This window comes from Klebsiella sp. 141251, assembly GCF_050600725.1.
In the GTDB taxonomy this organism is placed as follows: domain Bacteria; phylum Pseudomonadota; class Gammaproteobacteria; order Enterobacterales; family Enterobacteriaceae; genus Klebsiella; species Klebsiella aerogenes.
In genome coordinates, this window is the sequence record NZ_JAQIRG010000001.1 from 723,693 (window position 1) to 743,820 (window position 20,128).

The 20,128-nt window shown below is 55.1% G+C and carries 13 protein-coding genes; 8 read left to right on the forward strand and 5 right to left on the reverse strand.

Translation table 11 applies throughout. From position 1 onward, the window contains the following. Positions 1-49 precede the first annotated feature (49 nt). From ftsK to PGR09_RS03525, 8 genes are all read left to right on the forward strand, one after another. Positions 50-4,165: a DNA translocase FtsK gene (gene ftsK, locus PGR09_RS03490; RefSeq protein WP_430915793.1), complete on the forward strand. Its 4,116-nt coding sequence runs from the start codon at positions 50-52 to the stop codon at positions 4,163-4,165. A gap of 122 nt (positions 4,166-4,287) precedes the next feature. Next, complete coding sequence (gene lolA / locus PGR09_RS03495; RefSeq protein ID WP_015367486.1) at positions 4,288-4,899, forward strand: outer membrane lipoprotein chaperone LolA; 612 nt, start codon at positions 4,288-4,290, stop codon at positions 4,897-4,899. An 8-nt stretch (positions 4,900-4,907) separates the two neighbouring features. Beyond that, positions 4,908-6,251: a replication-associated recombination protein RarA gene (gene rarA / locus PGR09_RS03500; protein ID WP_045396235.1), complete on the forward strand. Its 1,344-nt coding sequence runs from the start codon at positions 4,908-4,910 to the stop codon at positions 6,249-6,251. Positions 6,252-6,343: 92 nt separating this feature from the next. Further along, complete coding sequence (serS, locus tag PGR09_RS03505; RefSeq protein ID WP_015367484.1) at positions 6,344-7,636, forward strand: serine--tRNA ligase; 1,293 nt, start codon at positions 6,344-6,346, stop codon at positions 7,634-7,636. Between the two features lie 194 nt (positions 7,637-7,830). Then, positions 7,831-10,269 carry a dimethylsulfoxide reductase subunit A gene (dmsA, locus tag PGR09_RS03510; RefSeq protein ID WP_045396232.1) on the forward strand — a complete coding sequence of 813 codons (2,439 nt, stop codon included), beginning with the start codon at positions 7,831-7,833 and terminating at the stop codon, positions 10,267-10,269. 10 nt (positions 10,270-10,279) lie between these two features. Beyond that, a complete protein-coding gene (locus PGR09_RS03515; protein ID WP_315709817.1) occupies positions 10,280-10,897 on the forward strand; it encodes a DMSO/selenate family reductase complex B subunit in 618 nt (205 codons plus the stop codon). A gap of 1 nt (position 10,898) precedes the next feature. Then, complete coding sequence (locus PGR09_RS03520) at positions 10,899-11,762, forward strand: dimethyl sulfoxide reductase anchor subunit family protein (RefSeq protein ID WP_315709819.1); 864 nt, start codon at positions 10,899-10,901, stop codon at positions 11,760-11,762. A 273-nt stretch (positions 11,763-12,035) separates the two neighbouring features. Beyond that, a complete protein-coding gene (locus tag PGR09_RS03525) occupies positions 12,036-13,184 on the forward strand; it encodes an MFS transporter (protein ID WP_045375649.1) in 1,149 nt (382 codons plus the stop codon). Positions 13,185-13,341: 157 nt separating this feature from the next. Here PGR09_RS03525 and pflA read toward each other — a convergent pair whose 3' ends face one another. The 5 genes from pflA to PGR09_RS03550 all read right to left on the reverse strand — a co-directional run bounded on the left by pflA (position 13,342) and on the right by PGR09_RS03550 (position 19,960). Continuing rightward, positions 13,342-14,082, reverse strand: coding sequence for a pyruvate formate lyase 1-activating protein (gene pflA, locus PGR09_RS03530; RefSeq protein WP_015367479.1), 741 nt, complete (start codon positions 14,080-14,082; stop codon positions 13,342-13,344). A 191-nt stretch (positions 14,083-14,273) separates the two neighbouring features. Then, positions 14,274-16,556, reverse strand: a complete 2,283-nt coding sequence (gene pflB / locus PGR09_RS03535) for a formate C-acetyltransferase (RefSeq protein WP_015367478.1) — start codon at positions 16,554-16,556, stop codon at positions 14,274-14,276. A 51-nt stretch (positions 16,557-16,607) separates the two neighbouring features. Further along, a complete protein-coding gene (gene focA, locus PGR09_RS03540) occupies positions 16,608-17,465 on the reverse strand; it encodes a formate transporter FocA (protein WP_015367477.1) in 858 nt (285 codons plus the stop codon). A 380-nt stretch (positions 17,466-17,845) separates the two neighbouring features. Beyond that, positions 17,846-19,606 carry a 30S ribosomal protein S12 methylthiotransferase accessory factor YcaO gene (gene ycaO, locus PGR09_RS03545; RefSeq protein ID WP_430915794.1) on the reverse strand — a complete coding sequence of 587 codons (1,761 nt, stop codon included), beginning with the start codon at positions 19,604-19,606 and terminating at the stop codon, positions 17,846-17,848. Between the two features lie 126 nt (positions 19,607-19,732). Continuing rightward, the gene (locus PGR09_RS03550; RefSeq protein WP_045395746.1) at positions 19,733-19,960 is read right to left on the reverse strand and encodes a hypothetical protein; all 228 of its coding nucleotides are present in this window, start codon (positions 19,958-19,960) and stop codon (positions 19,733-19,735) included. Positions 19,961-20,128: the final 168 nt, after the last annotated feature.

Sequence of the window (20,128 nt, forward strand, 5' to 3'; positions counted from 1 at the left end):
TCCGTTTTAGCAGCAGGCAGGAAATTGCCTGATACCTGGAGAGCCTTTCTTGAGCCAGGAATACACCGAAGACAAAGAAGTCAAACTAACGAAGCTAAGCAGCGGGCGCCGCGTTCTTGAGGCGTTACTCATCCTTTGCTCTCTTTTTGCCATCTGGCTGATGGCGGCATTACTGAGCTTTAATCCATCCGATCCCAGTTGGTCACAGACCGCCTGGCATGAGCCTATCCATAATCTGGGCGGCATGCCCGGAGCGTGGCTGGCGGACACGCTATTTTTCATCTTTGGCGTAATGGCGTACACCATCCCCGTGATTATCATCGGCGGCTGCTGGTTTGCATGGCGTCATCAGGAAAATGACGAATACGTCGATTACTTTGCTGTTTCGCTGCGCCTGATCGGCGCGCTGGCGCTCATTCTCACCTCCTGCGGTCTGGCGGCGATCAACGCCGATGATATCTGGTACTTTGCCTCCGGCGGCGTCATTGGCAGCCTGCTTAGCACCACATTGCAACCTTTGCTGCACAGCAGCGGCGGTACAATCGCTCTGCTATGCATCTGGGCCGCAGGTTTAACGCTGTTCACCGGCTGGTCATGGGTCAGCATTGCCGAGAAACTCGGCGGCGCTATCCTTTCTATTTTGACCTTTGCCAGTAATCGTACCCGTCGGGACGATACCTGGGTTGATGAAGGCGAATATGAAGATGAAGAATATGAAGATGAAGACGACGACGATACCGCGCAGCCGCGGGAATCGCGTCGTGCCCGCATTTTGCGTAGCGCGTTAGCGCGTCGTAAGCGTCTGGCGGAAAAATTCGCCAACCCGATGGGGCGTAAAACGGATGCCGCACTGTTCTCCGGTAAACGTATGGATGATGCGGAAGCCGTACAATATAGCGCCAGCGGCGCGCCTGTCGCGGCCGATGATGTCCTGTTCTCAGGCGCCAGCGCTGCGCGTCCTGGCGATTTAGACCCTTACGATCCACTACTGAATGGCCATACGGTTGCCGACCCGATCGGCGCGGCTTCCGCCGCTGCAGCTGTGCCGCAGGCATGGGCGGAGCAGGGGACAGGGCAGGCATATCAACCGGAGGCTGCCCACCTGCAACCACCAGTGTATCAGCCGGAATACGCGCCGCAGCAGCCACCGGTTTATCAACCGGAAGCCGCCCATCCGCAGCAGCCGGTGTATCAACCGGAATACGCGCCGCAGCAGCCACCGGTTTATCAACCGGAAGCCGCCCATCCGCAGCAGCCGGTGTATCAACCTGAATACGCGCCGCAGCAGCCGCCGGTTTACCAGCCGGAAGCCGCCCATCCGCAGCAGCCGGTGTATCAACCTGAATACGCGCCGCAGCAGCCGCCGGTTTACCCGCCGGAAGCCGCGCATCCGCAGCAACCGGTGTACCAGCCGGAATACGCGCCGCAGCAGCCGCCGGTTTACCCGCCGGAAGCCGCGCATCCGCAGCAGCCGGTGTACCAGCCGGAATACGCGCCGCAGCAGCCGCCGGTTTACCAGCCGGAAACTGCGCATCCGCAGCAACCGGTGTATCAGCCTGAGTACGCGCCGCAGCAGCCGCCGGTTTATCAGCCTGAACCGGCTGTTCAACAGCCTGTTTACCATCAGGAACCGGCGCCTGCCGCTGAGCCTGAAGCGCCTCAGGAAGAAACTAAACGCCCGCCGATGTACTACTTCGAGGAAGTCGAAGAGAAACGTGCGCGCGAGCGTGAGTTGCTGGAGTCCTGGTATCAGCCAATCCCTGAACCGGCGAGCCCGGTAGCAACCAAACCGATAACCGCCCCGGCTGCCCCATCCGTGCCGTCCGTCGATGCCGCCGCTGTGACCGCCGTCGCCGCTGGCGTTCATCAGGCCACGACGTCTGGCAGCGCAGCCGCAGCCGCTTCAGCGGCGTCAGCCGCCGCCGACGCAGCGCCAGTTTTCAGCCCGGCATCCAGCGGCCCGCGGGTACAGGTTAAAGAAGGCATCGGTCCGAAATTGCCGCGCCCGAATCGCGTTCGCGTGCCGACGCGTCGGGAGCTTGCTTCCTATGGCATTAAGCTGCCGTCTCAGCGTATTGCTGAAGAGCGCGCGCGTCGGGCCGAGCTGGAACAGCATTACGATAACGAGCCGTTGAGCGACGAAGAAGCCGATGCGCTGGAACAAGACGAGCTGGCGCGCCAGTTTGCCGCAACCCAGCAACAGCGCTATGGCGAGTCCTGGGAGTCAGAAAGCGATGAGCAGGACGAAGACGCAGCCGCTGAAGCGGAACTGGCTCGCCAGTTTGCCGCGACCCAGCAGCAGCGCTATGCCAGCGAGCAGCCGCCGGGAGCCAATCCTTTCTCACCGGCGGACTATGAGTTCTCGCCGATGAAAACGCTGGTCAATGATGGTCCGAGCGAGCCGCTGTTTATGCCGACGCCGGAAGTGCAGCCCCAGCAACCGGCTCAGCACTACCAACAACCGGCAGCCGCGCCGCAGCAGGGTTATCAACCTGCGCAGCCGCCCGTACACCATCAGCCGGTAGCGCCGCAGCCGCAGGCTTATCAGACTGCTCAACAGCCAGTGCAGCAGCAACAGCCGGTTGCTCCGCAGGGTTATCAGCCGCCCGCGCCGCAGCCACAGGATAGCCTTATTCATCCATTGCTGATGCGTAACGGCGACAGCCGTCCGCTGCAAAGACCGACGACTCCGCTGCCGTCGCTGGATCTCCTGACGCCGCCGCCGAGCGAAGTTGAACCTGTTGATACCTTTGCGCTTGAGCAGATGGCGCGCCTGGTCGAAGCGCGTCTCGCCGATTTCCGCATCAAAGCGGATGTGGTGAACTACTCGCCTGGCCCGGTGATCACCCGCTTCGAGCTGAACCTCGCGCCTGGGGTGAAGGCCGCGCGAATCTCTAACCTGTCGCGCGACCTTGCGCGTTCGCTGTCGACCGTGGCGGTGCGTGTGGTGGAAGTCATTCCGGGTAAACCTTACGTCGGCCTGGAATTACCGAACAAAAAACGCCAGACCGTATACCTGCGCGAAGTGCTCGATTGTCCGAAATTCCGCGAGAACCCATCGCCGCTTACCGTGGTGCTGGGTAAAGATATCGCCGGCGATCCGGTGGTGGCCGATCTGGCGAAAATGCCGCATCTGCTGGTTGCCGGTACCACTGGTTCTGGTAAATCGGTTGGCGTGAACGCCATGATCCTCAGCATGCTCTACAAGGCGCAGCCGGAAGACGTGCGTTTCATCATGATCGACCCGAAAATGCTTGAGCTGTCGGTGTACGAAGGTATCCCGCATCTGCTGACGGAAGTGGTCACCGACATGAAAGACGCCGCTAATGCGCTGCGCTGGAGCGTCAACGAAATGGAACGCCGTTATAAGCTGATGTCGGCGCTGGGCGTGCGTAATCTGGCGGGCTACAACGAGAAGATCGCTGAAGCCGCGCGTATGGGACGTCCGATCCCGGATCCTTACTGGAAACCGGGCGACAGCATGGATGCCGTACATCCGGTGCTGGAAAAACTGCCGTATATCGTGGTACTGGTGGATGAATTCGCCGATCTGATGATGACCGTCGGTAAGAAGGTAGAAGAGCTTATTGCGCGTCTGGCGCAGAAAGCGCGCGCGGCGGGTATTCACCTGGTGCTGGCGACCCAGCGTCCGTCAGTTGACGTGATTACCGGTCTTATCAAGGCCAACATCCCGACGCGTATCGCCTTTACCGTATCAAGCAAGATTGACTCGCGCACCATCCTTGACCAGGGCGGCGCAGAATCGCTGCTGGGTATGGGTGATATGCTCTATTCCGGGCCTAACTCCACGATGCCGGTTCGCGTGCATGGCGCGTTTGTCCGTGACCAGGAAGTACACGCCGTGGTTCAGGACTGGAAAGCGCGCGGTCGTCCGCAGTATGTTGACGGCATTACCTCCGACAGTGAAAGCGAAGGCGGTAGTGGCGGCTTTGATGGCGGCGAAGAGCTGGATCCGCTGTTCGACCAGGCGGTCAACTTCGTGACCGAGAAACGCAAAGCCTCGATCTCCGGAGTACAGCGTCAGTTCCGCATCGGCTATAACCGCGCGGCGCGTATCATTGAGCAGATGGAAGCCCAGGGGATCGTCAGTGAGCAGGGCCATAATGGTAACCGTGAAGTCCTGGCGCCGCCGCCCTTCGAGTAAGTGCAAAGTTCGGTAAATAAGCGCAAAATCAGCCTGTTCTGCTATTCCGTTGTTATCAACGGCTCTACAGTAGAGACAGAACAGGCTCCCGCGTCGGGAGTGACGCACAATAAGGATCAACAATGAAGAAACTTGCCATCACCTGTGCATTATTGTCTGGCTTCGTGGTAAGCCAGGTTTGGGCAGACGCTGCCGGCGACTTAAAAAGCCGTCTGGATAAAGTTAGCAGCTTCCATGCCAGCTTCACTCAGAAAGTGACCGACGCAAGCGGCAATGCCGTGCAGGACGGGCAGGGCGATTTGTGGGTGAAACGCCCGAATCTGTTCAACTGGCATATGACCCAGCCGGATGAAAGTATTCTGGTATCGGATGGGAAAACGCTGTGGTTCTACAACCCGTTTGTCGAGCAGGCAACCGCGACCTGGCTGAAAAACGCGACCAGCAACACGCCGTTCATGCTGATCGCCCGCAACCAGTCAGCGGACTGGCAGCAATACAACATCAAGCAAAACGGCGATGATTTTGTGCTGACGCCGAAAAGCGGTAACGGCAACCTGAAGCAGTTCACAATCAATGTGGGCCGTGACGGCACTATCCATCAGTTCAGCGCTGTTGAGCAAGACGATCAGCGCAGCAGCTACCAGCTGAAGTCGCAGCAGAATGGCGCCGTCGACGCATCTAAGTTCACTTTTACACCGCCGCAAGGGGTGACGGTGGACGATCAACGTAAGTAGAGGCGAATGTGAGCAACTTTTCGCTCGATTTTTCCGATAACGCGTTTCAACCTCTGGCCGCCCGTATGCGGCCAGAAAATTTAGCGCAGTACATTGGCCAGCAGCACCTGCTGGCGCCGGGTAAACCGCTACCGCGGGCGATTGAGGCCGGGCATCTGCACTCGATGATCCTGTGGGGGCCGCCGGGCACCGGTAAAACTACCCTTGCGGAAGTGATTGCACGCTACGCCAATGCCGATGTCGAACGTATCTCGGCCGTCACCTCTGGCGTCAAAGAGATCCGCGAAGCTATCGAGCGCGCGCGGCAAAACCGCAACGCCGGTCGGCGCACTATCCTGTTTGTAGACGAAGTGCATCGTTTCAATAAAAGTCAGCAGGACGCCTTTCTGCCGCACATCGAAGATGGCACCATTACTTTTATTGGCGCGACGACCGAAAACCCGTCATTCGAACTTAATTCCGCTTTGCTTTCCCGCGCCCGCGTCTATTTACTTAAGTCGCTGACCACGGATGATATCGAGCAGGTGCTTAACCAGGCGATGGGCGATAAAGCGCGCGGCTACGGCGGGCAAGATATTGTCCTGCCAGATGAAACTCGCAAGGCGATTGCCGAACTGGTCAACGGCGACGCGCGTCGGGCGTTGAACACGTTAGAAATGATGGCCGATATGGCTGAAAGCGACGATTCGGGCAAGCGAGTGCTGAAAGCCGAACTGCTTACTGAAATTGCCGGCGAGCGTAGCGCGCGTTTTGATAATAAAGGCGACCGTTTTTACGATCTTATTTCCGCGTTACATAAGTCGGTGCGCGGTAGCGCCCCGGATGCGGCATTATACTGGTACGCACGGATCATTACCGCGGGCGGCGACCCGCTGTATGTTGCGCGCCGTTGTCTGGCTATCGCGTCAGAGGATGTCGGCAACGCCGATCCCCGGGCTATGCAGGTGGCCATTTCCGCGTGGGATTGTTTTACCCGCGTCGGGCCGGCAGAAGGCGAACGGGCTATTGCTCAGGCTATTGTTTATCTGGCCTGCGCGCCGAAGAGTAATGCGGTGTACACCGCCTTTAAGGCTGCGCTGGCCGACGCCCGCGATCGCCCTGATTACGACGTGCCGGTTCATTTACGCAATGCGCCGACCAAACTCATGAAAGAGATGGGCTATGGTCAGGAATACCGCTACGCGCACGATGAACCTAACGCCTACGCCGCCGGCGAGCAGTATTTCCCGCAGGAAATGGCGCAAACGCGCTATTATCAGCCAACAAACAGGGGGCTCGAGGGCAAAATCGCTGAAAAGCTCGCCTGGCTTGCCGAACTGGATCAAAATAGCCAGATAAAACGCTACCGCTAATTGTGGCGTTGCGGTAAGGTTATTACCTATATTTCCGTGGCCGTAGTTTGCGGCCATTTTTCCTATTTAAATTCGATAAGCACAGGATAAGCATGCTCGATCCCAATCTGCTGCGTACCGAGCCAGACGCAGTCGCAGAAAAACTGGCACGCCGGGGCTTTAAGCTGGATGTAGATAAACTGCGCGCTCTTGAAGAGCGTCGTAAAGTTCTGCAGGTTCAAACCGAAAACCTGCAGGCGGAGCGTAACTCCCGATCGAAATCCATTGGCCAGGCGAAAGCGCGCGGGGAAGATATCGAGCCATTACGCCTGGAAGTGAACAAGCTTGGCGAACAGCTGGATGCCGCAAAGTCCGAGCTGGAAACGCTGTTGGCGGAAATTCGCGATATCGCGTTGGCGATCCCGAACATTCCTCACGATGACGTGCCGGTTGGCCGCGACGAAAACGACAACGTTGAAGTCAGCCGCTGGGGTACGCCGCGCCAGTTCGATTTCGAGGTGCGCGACCATGTTACGCTGGGTGAAATGCACGGGGGGCTGGACTTCGCCGCCGCCGTTAAGCTAACCGGTTCCCGTTTCGTAGTGATGAAAGGCCAACTGGCCCGCCTGCACCGCGCGCTGGCGCAGTTTATGCTGGATCTGCACACCGAACAGCACGGCTATAGCGAGAACTATGTTCCTTATCTGGTGAACCAGGACACGCTGTATGGAACTGGCCAGTTGCCGAAATTCGCCGGCGACCTGTTCCATACTCGTCCGCTGGAAGAAGAAGCCGATAGCAGCAACTATGCGTTGATTCCGACCGCCGAAGTGCCGCTGACCAACCTGGTCCGCGACGAAATCATCGACGAAGACGATCTGCCGATCAAAATGACCGCCCATACGCCGTGCTTCCGTTCTGAAGCGGGTTCCTATGGTCGTGATACTCGCGGTCTGATCCGTATGCACCAGTTCGACAAAGTTGAAATGGTGCAGATCGTACGTCCGGAAGACTCTATGGCGGCGCTGGAAGAGATGACCGGCCACGCTGAGAAGGTTCTGCAACTGCTGGGTCTGCCGTACCGTAAGGTAGCGCTGTGTTCCGGTGATATGGGCTTTAGCGCCTGTAAAACCTATGACCTCGAAGTGTGGGTTCCGGCGCAGGATACCTATCGCGAAATTTCTTCCTGCTCCAACGTCTGGGATTTCCAGGCGCGTCGTATGCAGGCGCGTTGCCGCAGCAAGTCCGACAAAAAGACTCGTCTCGTTCACACCCTGAATGGTTCTGGTCTGGCGGTTGGCCGTACGCTGGTTGCGGTGATGGAAAACTATCAGCAGGCCGATGGCCGTATCGAGATCCCGGAAGTCCTGCGCCCGTATATGCGCGGCCTCGAGTATATCGGGTAATCTTTTCTGCTCTTTCCTTAAAAGCGCCTGCGGGCGCTTTTTTTATATCCTTATTGATACCGGGCAATAATCCCCTCAGTAAATCCGGTGATACTCCCTTTGGATTAATACAGCATAAAAAGCCAATAAAATCCGATATATATAAAATTATATAACGATTGTCAGCTTATTGTGAGCAACCAAAGCGAGTATCTATGAAAATCAAAGCCCCCGATGCTTTACTGGCTGCCGAAGTTAGCCGACGTGGTTTGATGAAAACCACGGCGATAGGCGGTCTGGCGATGGCCAGCAACGCATTGACCTTACCCTTCACGCGTATTGCGCACGCCGCTGATACGCTGGCGCCAGTCAGTGAGAAAGTGGTCTGGAGCGCCTGTACCGTTAACTGCGGCAGCCGTTGCCCGCTGCGTATGCACGTGGTTGACGGCGCGATTAAGTATGTAGAAACCGATAATACCGGCGACGATAACTATGACGGTCTGCATCAGGTTCGCGCCTGTCTGCGCGGCCGCTCTATGCGCCGCCGCGTCTATAACCCCGACCGGCTGAAATATCCGATGAAGCGCGTCGGCAAACGCGGTGAAGGAAAATTCGAACAAATTAGCTGGGAAGAGGCGTTCGACACTATTGCCAGCAATATGCAGCGCCTGATTAAAGATTATGGCAACGAATCTATCTATCTGAACTACGGAACCGGTACGCTCGGCGGGACTCTGACTCGTTCCTGGCCGCCGGGTAAAACCCTGATTGCTCGTCTGATGAACTGCTGCGGCGGCTATCTCAATCATTATGGCGACTATTCATCGGCGCAGATTGCGGCTGGTTTGAATTACACCTATGGTGGTTGGGCCGATGGCAATAGCCCGTCGGATATCGAAAATAGTCAGTTAGTGGTGCTGTTCGGCAATAACCCTGGCGAAACGCGCATGAGCGGCGGCGGGGTCACTTACTACCTTGAGCAGGCGCGGCAGAAATCCAATGCCCGCATGATCATTATCGATCCGCGCTATACCGACACCGGAGCCGGGCGTGAAGATGAATGGATCCCAATTCGTCCGGGAACCGACGCGGCGCTCATTTCAGCGCTGGCGTGGGTGATGATTACTGAAAATCTGGTCGATCAGCCCTTCCTCGATAAATACTGCGTCGGCTACGACGAGAAAACGTTGCCTGCCGATGCGCCGGCTAATGGACATTATAAAGCTTACATCCTTGGTCAGGGCTCCGACGGTATCGCTAAAACGCCGGAGTGGGCATCCACCATTACCGGGATCCCGCGTGAGCGCATTGTGAAACTGGCTCGCGAGATTGCGACGGCGAAGCCGGCGTATATCAGCCAGGGATGGGGACCGCAGCGTCACGCCAACGGCGAAATCGCCACCCGCGCCATCTCCATGCTCGCCATTCTGACCGGTAACGTTGGGATCAATGGCGGTAATAGCGGCGCGCGTGAAGGATCATATAGCCTGCCTTTCGAGCGCATGCCGACGCTGGATAACCCGGTAGAGACCAGCATCTCCATGTTTATGTGGACCGACGCGATTGAACGTGGTCCGGAAATGACCGCGCTGCGTGATGGCGTACGCGGCAAAGATAAGCTCGATGTACCGATCAAGATGATCTGGAACTACGCGGGTAACTGCCTGATCAACCAACACTCCGAGATCAACCGCACCCACGAAATCCTGCAGGACGATAAGAAGTGCGAAATGATTGTGGTAATCGACTGCCACATGACGTCGTCTGCGAAATACGCCGATATTCTGCTGCCGGACTGTACCGCCTCGGAGCAGATGGACTTCGCGCTGGATGCCTCCTGCGGCAATATGTCTTACGTCATCTTTGCCGACCAGGCGATTAAACCGCGTTTCGAATGCAAAACCATCTATGAGATGACCACCGAGTTGGCGAAACGCATGGGGGTGGCGGAGAAGTTTACCGAAGGCCGCACTCAGGAAGGCTGGATGCGCTATTTGTATGAGCAGTCGCGTAAAGCGATTCCCGAACTGCCGGATTTCGATACTTTCCGCCAGCAGGGGATCTTCAAGCAGCGTGACCCGCAGGGGCATCATGTGGCGTATAAAGCCTTCCGTGAAGATCCGCAGGCCAATCCGCTGACTACGCCATCGGGCAAAATCGAAATCTATTCCCAGGAGCTTGCCAAAATTGCCGCGACCTGGGAACTGCCGGAAGGCGATGTGATCGATCCGCTGCCGATCTACACCCCGGGGTTTGAAAACTACAACGATCCGTTGTCCGCCAAATATCCGCTACAGCTGACGGGCTTCCACTACAAGTCTCGCGTCCACTCAACTTATGGCAACGTTGATGTCCTGCAGGCAGCCTGCCGCCAGGAGATGTGGATTAACCCGATCGATGCGCACAAACGCGGCATCGCCAACGGCGATCGCATTCGCATTTTCAACGATCGCGGCGAAGTGCATATCGAAGCGAAAGTGACGCCGCGTATGATGCCGGGCGTTGTCGCGCTGGGCGAGGGCGCCTGGTATAACCCGGACGCTTCACGCGTGGATCAGGCCGGCAGCATTAACGTGCTGACGACTCAACGTCCGTCGCCGTTGGCGAAAGGCAACCCATCGCATACCAACCTCGTCCAGGTTGAAAAGCTGTAAGGAGTAACCGATGACAACTCAGTATGGATTTTTTATCGATTCCGCCCGTTGCACCGGTTGCAAAACCTGCGAGCTGGCCTGTAAAGACTACAAGAACCTGACGCCGGACGTCAGCTTCCGTCGTATCTATGAGTATGCCGGCGGCGACTGGCAGGAGGACAACGGCGTCTGGAATCAGAACGTTTTCGCCTATTACCTCTCTATCGCCTGTAACCACTGCGAAGACCCGGCGTGCACCAAGGTCTGCCCGAGCGGGGCGATGCACAAGCGCGAAGACGGTTTTGTGGTGGTCAATGAAGAGGTGTGCATCGGCTGTCGCTACTGCCATATGGCCTGCCCGTATGGCGCGCCGCAGTACAACGCCGCCGAAGGGCATATGACCAAATGCGACGGCTGTCACGAGCGTGTCGCACAAGGCAAGAAACCGATTTGCGTCGAGTCCTGCCCGCTACGCGCGCTGGACTTCGGGCCGATTGCCGAACTGCGGGAAAAACACGGCCAGCTGGCCGCCGTGGCGCCGCTGCCTTCAGCGCACTTCACCAGGCCGAGCATTGTGATAAAACCTAACGCCAACAGCCGTCCGTGTGGGGATACCACCGGCTATCTGGCCAATCCGAAGGAGGTCTGAAATGGGAAATGGATGGCATGAATGGCCGTTGATGATTTTCACGGTCTTTGGCCAATGCGTCGCCGGGGGCTTTATCGTTCTCGCGCTGGCGTTGATGAAGGGCGAACTTTCGCGCGAGCAGCAGCAGCGGGTGATAATGAGCATGTTTGGGCTGTGGGTGCTGATGGGGATCGGCTTTATTGCCTCCACCATGCACCTTGGTTCACCTATGCGCGCGTTCAATTCGCTGAACCGCGTTGGCGCATCATCGTTAAGCAATGAAATAGCCAGCGGCGCGCTTTTCTTTGCCGTCGGTGGTATTGGCTGGCTGCTGGCGGTGGTAAATAAACTGTCGTCTGGGCTGCGTAGTCTGTGGCTGGTCGTCACCATGATCCTCGGCGTCATCTTCGTCTGGATGATGATCCGCGTATATAACACCATCGATACCGTGCCCACCTGGTATACCATCTGGACGCCGCTCAACTTCTTCCTGACCCTGTTTCTCGGCGGGCCGCTGTTGGGTTATCTGCTGCTGCGTGTCGCGGGCGTAGATGGTTGGGCGATGCGTTTATTGCCGGTGATTATGCTAGTGGCGTTGGTGATTAGCGTGACCGTCGCGCTAATCCAGGGCAGCGAGTTGGCGACTATCCATAGTTCGATTCAACAGGCTTCCGCGCTGGTGCCGGATTATGGTTCATTGATGGCATGGCGGACGGTCGCATTAGTGCTGGCGCTGGTCTGCTGGATTGTACCGCAGCTTAAAGGTTATCAGCCCGCATTGCCGCTGTTGGGCCTGGCGTTTGCGCTGGTGCTGGTTGGTGAGATGATTGGTCGCGGCGTATTCTATGGTCTGCATATGACCGTCGGTATGGCAATCGCCAGTTAATCGCGAGTAATCACGCCGGAAGTTTATTCCGGCGTGATTAAAAAATGCGGTTGATTGATGAAATTTTTCTACTGATATTTCCTTCTTCGTTTTCCAATAAATTAATAAAAACAATGGAATAATATAAAGAATAATTCCGTTACCGTTCCGCTGGATAAAAAACTTCTATCGTTGCCCTGAAAACCGCGTCAGGCCTGAATTCTGGCGGATTGACAATGTTTACAGCGGTGTCATGATGCGCACGAAATCTGAACTTCCTCACGGTTAACACCCATGACCATCTACACTCGCCCAGTGCAAATGTTGCTCTGTGGCCTGCTTCTGTTGACGCTGGCAATCGCGGTTTTAAATACGCTTGTCCCGCTCTGGCTCGCCCATGAAAATATGCCAACCTGGCAGGTTGGGATGGTCGGCTCCTCTTATTTTACCGGCAACCTGGTGGGCACGTTATTTGCCGGTTGGGTCATTAAACGTCTGGGGTTTAACCGTAGCTATTACCTGGCGTCATTAATTTTTGCCGTTGGCTGCGTTGGCCTGGGTATTACGCTCGGCTTCTGGACATGGCTGAGCTGGCGTTTTATTGCCGGGGTGGGCTGCGCGATGATCTGGGTGGTGGTGGAAAGCGCCCTGGTGTGCAGCGGTACTTCCCGCAGCCGCGGTCGACTGCTGGCGGCATACATGATGGTCTATTACGTCGGTACCGTGTTGGGTCAACTGATGGTCAGCAAATTACCGACCGATTTAATGAGCGTGCTGCCGTGGGTTACCGGTCTGGCGCTGGCGGCAATATTGCCGCTGCTGTTTACGCGTATTATGAGCCAGGCGGACGAACCGCATGAAACGGTACGTATCTGGCCGATGCTGAAACTGCGTCAGGCGCGCCACGGTGTGAATGGCTGCATTATCTCCGGTATCGTGCTTGGTTCACTATACGGCCTGATGCCGCTGTGGCTGAACCACCAGGGCGTCAGCGATTCCGGTATTGGTTTCTGGATGGCGGTCATGGTGAGCGCCGGGATCCTCGGGCAGTGGCCAATAGGGCGTCTGGCGGACCGCTATGGCCGTCTGCTGGTGCTGCGCGTGCAGGTCTTTGTGGTCATTCTGGGCTGTCTGGCGATGCTCAGCCAGGCTGCTATGGCTCCCGCGCTTTTTGTGCTTGGCGCTTCGGGTTTTACCCTGTATCCGGTGGCGATGGCCTGGGCCTGCGAGAAGGTTGAACACCATCAACTGGTAGCGATGAACCAGGCGCTGCTGATGAGCTATACCATCGGCAGCCTGCTGGGGCCGACCCTGACGGCGATGTTGATGCAGAACTTCTCGGATAATCTGCTGTTTATCATGATCGCCAGCGTATCGTTTATCTATCTGCTGACCCTGCTGCGCAAAGCCGGACATCACCCGACGCCGGTGGCACACGCGTAACCAATCTGGCGCGCGGCGAAGGCCGCGCGTAGTCCGTTTTGATTAATGAATATTTCTGCGGGCAGACGGTATCGCGTTCATAGTGTGGCGTTATCGACGGGATTGGTTCTATTATAGTTGCGGGCCGTCGTGAGAGCACCTCCGGCCCGCTGTCGGTTTAGTACATCACCTTATGACCATACTGCTCAAGGATACCCTTCACCCGCTCCATGGTCTCTTTCTTCGGCGGATGTACGCCGTCAAGCTTGTACTCTTCGCCCATCGCGACCCATTTGTGTTTACCCAGCTCGTGGTAGGGCAGGAGTTCGATTTTCTCGACGTTGCCCATATCGCGGGTAAATTCACCCAGGCGATGCGCGGAATCGTCATCATCAGACCAGCCGGGAACCACCACGTAGCGGATCCACACGTTAATCCCTTTCTTCGACAGATACTGCGCGAACTCCAGCGTACGATGGTTAGAGACGCCCACCAGGTTCTGGTGGATTTCATCGTTCATCTGCTTGAGGTCAAGCATCACCAGATCGGTGACCTCCAGCAGTTCGTCAATCACCGGATCGTAGCGACGTACGAAGCCGTTGGTATCGAGGCAGGTGTGGATGCCTTCTTTTTTACAGGCGCGGAACCAGTCGCGAACAAATTCCGCCTGCAGGATTGCCTCGCCGCCGGATGCGGTGACGCCGCCGCCGGAGGCATTCATAAAGTGGCGATAGGTCACCACTTCTTTCATCAATTCTTCAACGGTGATTTCTTTACCGCCATGGGTATCCCAGGTGTCGCGGTTATGGCAGTAAAGGCAGCGCATCAGGCAGCCCTGGAAGAAGGTAATAAAGCGGATACCTGGGCCATCGACGGTGCCACAGGATTCAAAGGAGTGAATACGACCAATAGTTGACATTGCGGTGATATCTCCGGATTCGGCCCTCCAGGGCCTATGATGCACAGCTCAAACCGGCTGTGTTAAGTCTGTTTTGACAGGTACCCAAAGTATAGATAACTGGCAAAGCAGGCTGGGGCAGGGTATCACTTGTTAAAAAGGCCCCACTGATGTGGGGCCTTTATTGTACGCTTTTTCAGTCAGACAGGGAATTACATGGTCTGAGTGAAGGTACGGGTAATAACGTCCTGCTGCTGTTCTTTAGTCAGGGAGTTAAAACGTACCGCGTAGCCAGATACGCGAATGGTCAGCTGCGGATATTTTTCCGGGTTTTCCATCGCGTCGAGCAGCATTTCGCGGTTCATGACGTTCACGTTCAGGTGCTGACCACCTTCGATGGACGCTTCGTGGTGGAAGTAACCATCCATCAGACCAGCCAGGTTAGTCTTACGAACTTCGTCATCTTTACCCAGCGCGTTCGGTACGATAGAGAAGGTGTAAGAGATACCATCTTTAGCGTAAGCAAACGGCAGTTTAGCAACGGAGGTCAGAGAAGCAACAGCACCTTTCTGGTCGCGGCCGTGCATCGGGTTAGCACCTGGTCCGAACGGCGCGCCAGCGCGACGACCGTCTGGGGTGTTACCGGTTTTCTTACCATACACGACGTTAGAAGTGATGGTCAGAACGGACTGAGTCGGGATAGCGTTGCGGTAGGTATGCAGTTTCTGAATTTTCTTCATGAAACGTTCAACCAGGTCAACGGCCATGTCATCGACGCGAGCATCGTTGTTACCAAACTGCGGATATTCGCCTTCGATTTCGAAGTCAACAGCCAGACCGTCTTCGTCACGAATCGGTTTAACTTTCGCATATTTGATAGCAGACAGGGAGTCAGCAGCAACGGACAGACCTGCGATACCACACGCCATGGTGCGGATAACGTCACGGTCGTGCAGCGCCATCAGAGAGGCTTCGTAGCTGTACTTGTCGTGCATGTAATGAATGATGTTCAGCGCGGTGACGTACTGTTTAGCCAGCCAGTCCATGAAGTGATCCATGCGCTCCATAACTTCGTCGAAGTTCAGGACGTCGCCTTTGATCGGTTCAGATTTCGGACCAACCTGCATTTTCAGTTTTTCATCAACGCCGCCGTTGATAGCATACAGCATGGTTTTCGCGAGGTTAGCGCGAGCGCCGAAGAACTGCATTTGTTTACCAACAATCATCGGGCTTACGCAGCATGCGATAGCGTAATCGTCGTTGTTGAAGTCCGGGCGCATCAGGTCATCGTTCTCGTACTGCAGAGAAGAGGTATCGATGGATACTTTAGCGGCGAATTTCTTAAAGCTCAGCGGCAGTTTTTCAGACCACAGGATGGTGATGTTCGGCTCCGGAGACGGCCCCATGGTGTACAGGGTGTTCAGGAAGCGGAAGCTGTTTTTGGTTACCAGAGTACGGCCGTCAACGCCCATACCACCGATAGATTCCGTTGCCCAAATCGGGTCGCCGGAGAACAGTTCATCATATTCCGGGGTACGCAGGAAGCGAACCATACGCAGTTTCATGACCAGGTGGTCAACCATTTCCTGCGCGTCTTGCTCGGTGATTTTACCCGCCTGCAGGTCACGTTCGATGTAGATATCCAGGAAGCTGGAAGTACGACCGAAGGACATTGCCGCGCCGTTCTGAGATTTAACGGCGGCCAGGTAACCGAAGTAGGTCCACTGAATAGCTTCCTGAGCGGTAGTCGCCGGACCGGAGATGTCGTAGCCATATTTAGCCGCCATCTCTTTGATCTGACCCAGCGCGCGATGCTGTTCAGCAATTTCTTCACGCAGACGGATGGTTGCTTCCAGATCTTCGCCGCTTTCCAGTTTCGCCTGCAGCGAGTTGAACTGGGCGAATTTGTCTTTCATCAGGAAGTCGATACCGTACAGCGCAACGCGACGATAGTCACCGATGATACGACCACGGCCGTAAGCATCCGGCAGACCGGTCAGTACGCCGGATTTACGGCAGCGCAGGATGTCCGGGGTATATACGTCGAAAACGCCCTGGTTGTGAGTTTTACGGTACTCGGTGAAGATTTTTTTCAGCATCGGGTCCAGTTCGCGATTGTACGCTTTGCAGGAACCTTCAACCATTTTGATACCGCCGAACGGGATAATCGCACGTTTCAGCGGGGCTTCAGTTTGCAGACCAACGATTTTCTCGAGCGCTTTCTCGATGTAGCCCGCGTCGTGAGAAGTGATGGTGGATGCGAGGGAAGTGTCGAAATCAACAGGCGCGTGAGTGCGGTTTTCCTGTTTAACGCCTTCCATTACGCTGTCCCACAGCTTGGTGGTCGCATCAGTTGCGCCAGCCAGGAAGGATTCGTCACCTTCATATGGGGTGTAGTTTTTCTGGATAAAGTCACGTACGTTGACTTCGTTCTGCCAGTCACCTTTCGCAAAACCTTCCCAGGCTGTGGCTAACTTTTCATTAAGCTCGGACATGTAACACCTACCTTCTTAAGTGGATTTTTTATTTACTGCCTGAGACAACCATTAATGATGATCGTCGCCACGCAGGTAAATGACCCAGTATGTCAACCCAACCAACAAACCACCGCCGATGATGTTTCCGATAGTGACTGGAATCAGGTTATCAGTGATGAAGTTCATAACGGTTAAGTGAGAAAAACTCTCCGGAGTTGAACCGATAGCGGTCCAGAATTCCGGGCTTGCAAAGTTGCGAATTACGATACCCATCGGGATCATAAACATATTAGCGATGCTGTGTTCAAAGCCGCTGGCGACAAACATCGCAACCGGCAACACCATGATCATCGCTTTGTCCATCAGGCTGCGGCCGGAGTAACTCATCCAGACAGCCAGACAAACCATCAGGTTCGCCAGGATACCCAGGCAGACGGCTTCAATAAACGTATGGTGCATTTTGTGGTCTGCAGTTTGCAGAACATTTAAGCCCCAGCCGCCGTTGGCCGTCATATACTCGCCGGATAACCACATTAATAATACGAATAGCAGTGCGCCGATGAGGTTTCCAACATAGACGTTAAGCCAGTTTTTTGCCAGCTGACCCCAGGTAATACGCCCGCTGGCTTTCGCCACGACGATCAGTACGGTAGAGGTGAAAAGGTCAGCACCGCAGATAACGCAAAGAATCAGACCTAGTGAGAAGCATACCCCGCCGATAAGTTTGGCAATCCCGAAAGGCATTGCGGCAGTACCGGTGGTCGCCGTGATATAAAACACAAAAGCGATGGAGATGAAGACACCTGCGGTAATCGCCAGATAAAACGTCTTCAGCGGATGTTTCGTCGCTTTATAGACACCTGCTTCTTCGGCGACTTTCGCCATCGCGGCAGGGAGTAAAAGATCAAAAGGGTTGTCAGCTTTCACACTAACTCTCTCTTTATATAAGTTGGCGGTGTGATACTAACAAAGCATTATAGAAGGGAATTTGATGTAGATCATATCCTACCGGAGTCATAGGCCCATTTTGCGTGTGGAATTAGCCTGTTGTGGCCTTATCTTTTTGATTTTTAATGGAAAACTAAATTTTAATATTTGCAAATAATGTTGAAAATTTCCATGAGTGACCATTGTTTACGGTTAATTAAAATGGAGTATTTTTATTAAAATTAACAATCTAAATATCACCAAATATTGTTTTTTACTTAAAGTTAACTCATGGGCTACAAAATGGCATGGTTTTGGCACAAATCATAAGAAAACGGAGCCGCTGTCGGCTCCGTACGTTATTTTTTACCTATAAAGGGTTATTTGGCCCAGAAGGCCGCTTTTGCACGTTGTAGCTTTTCGTAGGCCTTCAGTAAAGATTGATGCGCCGGGAAAGCGTGCAGATCGCTATCGACCGCCTGCAGGCCATAGAACGGCGCTTCGCCGCTCAGAGCGGCGCTCGCGGCTTCTACTGCATCCGCGCCATACATACGGATGAAGGCATTCAGGTACTGCAGCGGCTGGCGCTCTTCTTCCTGGCTAAGCAACAGCAGCGTTTGCAGGCAGCGATAATAGTTGGCGCGCTCAGGGCTGAAGATGGAGGCATTGAATTCCATGGTCCACTCTGTCCAAATCAACGCCTGTTCAAGGTCGCCGCCGGCCAAGGCCAGCATCGCTTTCAGCTCGCCGATACGCAGGGTATACCAGCCATTGTCTTTGCCGGTTGCCAGGCCTAATAGTTCGCGGACGCGCGTGAAATCATCAAGTCCTTCATCGTCCATTTGCTCGATGAGCGCCAGATAATCTTCTTTTTCCCACTCGCTACCCGGCAGGGAGAGAATAGTGTCGCGCAGGTGTGCGCCCATGCTGTTATTAGCGAGCCACAGGTCTTCCGCCGGATAAATATCGGACATCCCCGGAACGATGATCCGGCAGGCGTAGACGCTCAGATGTTCGTAGTCGGCGATATAGACTTCTTTATCTTCAGCTTTGAAGATAGCCATCAGGGTGGCGAACTCTTCTTCAGTGGTGCCGGAGAAATTCCAGTCAACGAACGGATAGTCGGCATCCTGTTTAAACATATCCCAGGAGATCAGGCCGCTGGAATCAATGAAGTGAGTTTCCAGGTTGGCGTGCTCGGCAACTTCTTCGTCATCAAAGGTCGGAGGGGTAAAGACGTCGAGATCTTTCAGACTGCGGCCTTGTAGCAGTTCGGTAACAGTACGCTCCAGCGCCACGCCGAAATCCGGATGGGCGCCGAAAGAGGCGAAGCAGGTGCCGTTAGCCGGGTTAAACAGGACTACGCAGATAACCGGATATTTACCACCAAGAGAGCCATCGTAGGCGAAGATCGGGAAACCTTCGGCTTCCAGTTTGGCGATAGATTCAACGACGCCCGGATAGCGCGCCATTACTTCAGCCGGGATCTCCGGCAGGCTGATGCTCTCTGCGATGATACGGTTTTTGATATGACGCTCAAAGACTTCAGACAAGCCCTGCACGCGCGCTTCATTCGGGGTATTACCCGCTGACATGCCGTTGGAAACGTACAAGTTGCCGACAATGTTCATCGGAATATAGACGGTTTCGCCGTCTGATTGACGGGTAAACGGCAGGCCGCAGACGCCGCGCTCGTCGTTGCCGGATTGCAGATCCACGAGCATGCTGGCGGTCAGTTGATCGTCCGGATCGTAAAAGGCGCGCAGGCGGGCATCCAGCAGGCCTTCCGGTACTTCATCATCTTCCGTCAGCGGGAACCACTTTTCGTTCGGATAATGAACGAAGGGACCGTTGGCGATGGTATCGCCTAACCAGAAGTCCGCGAAGAAGTAGTTGGTAGACAGACGTTCGAAATATTCGCCCAGCGCGGAAGCCAGCGCCGCCTTTTTAGTTGCGCCTTTACCATTGGTAAAACACAGCGCGCACTCTTTATCGCGAATGTGAACGGACCACACGTGTGGTACCGGATTCAGCCACGAGGCCTCTTCGATATCAAATCCGAGGTCGAGCAGTTTCTGCTGGAAGCGAGCGATGGAATCTTCCAGGGCGGCATCTTTGCCGGGGATAAATGTCTGGGTCATAGCAATTCGTTTATTGTTGGCAGGATGCGCAATGATACGGGTTTTACCGGTAAGTGGCTATGTCGTTAGCCGCGGCAATGCATAAAAGTAAATGGCATGCGGAGAAACTCCACATGCCATAGCAAGTTACAGAATCGGCGTACAAATGCTAACGATCATTGCCGCGCCGGCAAGACTGGTACCGACGATGCCTGCCGCCATTACCGCGAAGCCTGCGCCCAGCGTAAAGGGCCCGGTTATCGCTCCGATGACAATCGTCGGAATGCTGACCAGTAAACCAACTGCCGCAGGAATGGACAACAGGCCAAAGCCGCCGCTCACATCAGACATTTCGTTATAGGTTAATTCACGCATAAATATTCCTTTAAAAGTGATTAATACCAGTCTTCATCGGCTGGTTCGAAAATTTTAATGATCTGGAAATACGACGGTAAATGACGGTGCTCTCGCGGAAACATAATTCATGAAGAATTAAGATAATATTCAAGTATTAAATGAGTTGACGGGGGGAGCTACGGCGAG

Excerpts from the sequence above, each read along its gene's own strand:
- lolA (WP_015367486.1), top strand. The coding sequence starts at position 4,288 with ATGAAGAAACTTGCCATCACCTGTGCATTATTGTCTGGCTTCGTGGTA.
- serS (WP_015367484.1), top strand. The coding sequence starts at position 6,344 with ATGCTCGATCCCAATCTGCTGCGTACCGAGCCAGACGCAGTCGCAGAA.
- dmsA (WP_045396232.1), top strand. The coding sequence starts at position 7,831 with ATGAAAATCAAAGCCCCCGATGCTTTACTGGCTGCCGAAGTTAGCCGA.
- PGR09_RS03515 (WP_315709817.1), top strand. The coding sequence starts at position 10,280 with ATGACAACTCAGTATGGATTTTTTATCGATTCCGCCCGTTGCACCGGT.
- PGR09_RS03520 (WP_315709819.1), top strand. The coding sequence starts at position 10,899 with ATGGGAAATGGATGGCATGAATGGCCGTTGATGATTTTCACGGTCTTT.
- PGR09_RS03525 (WP_045375649.1), top strand. The coding sequence starts at position 12,036 with ATGACCATCTACACTCGCCCAGTGCAAATGTTGCTCTGTGGCCTGCTT.
- pflA (WP_015367479.1), bottom strand. The coding sequence starts at position 14,082 with ATGTCAACTATTGGTCGTATTCACTCCTTTGAATCCTGTGGCACCGTC.
- pflB (WP_015367478.1), bottom strand. The coding sequence starts at position 16,556 with ATGTCCGAGCTTAATGAAAAGTTAGCCACAGCCTGGGAAGGTTTTGCG.
- ycaO (WP_430915794.1), bottom strand. The coding sequence starts at position 19,606 with ATGACCCAGACATTTATCCCCGGCAAAGATGCCGCCCTGGAAGATTCC.
- PGR09_RS03550 (WP_045395746.1), bottom strand. The coding sequence starts at position 19,960 with ATGCGTGAATTAACCTATAACGAAATGTCTGATGTGAGCGGCGGCTTT.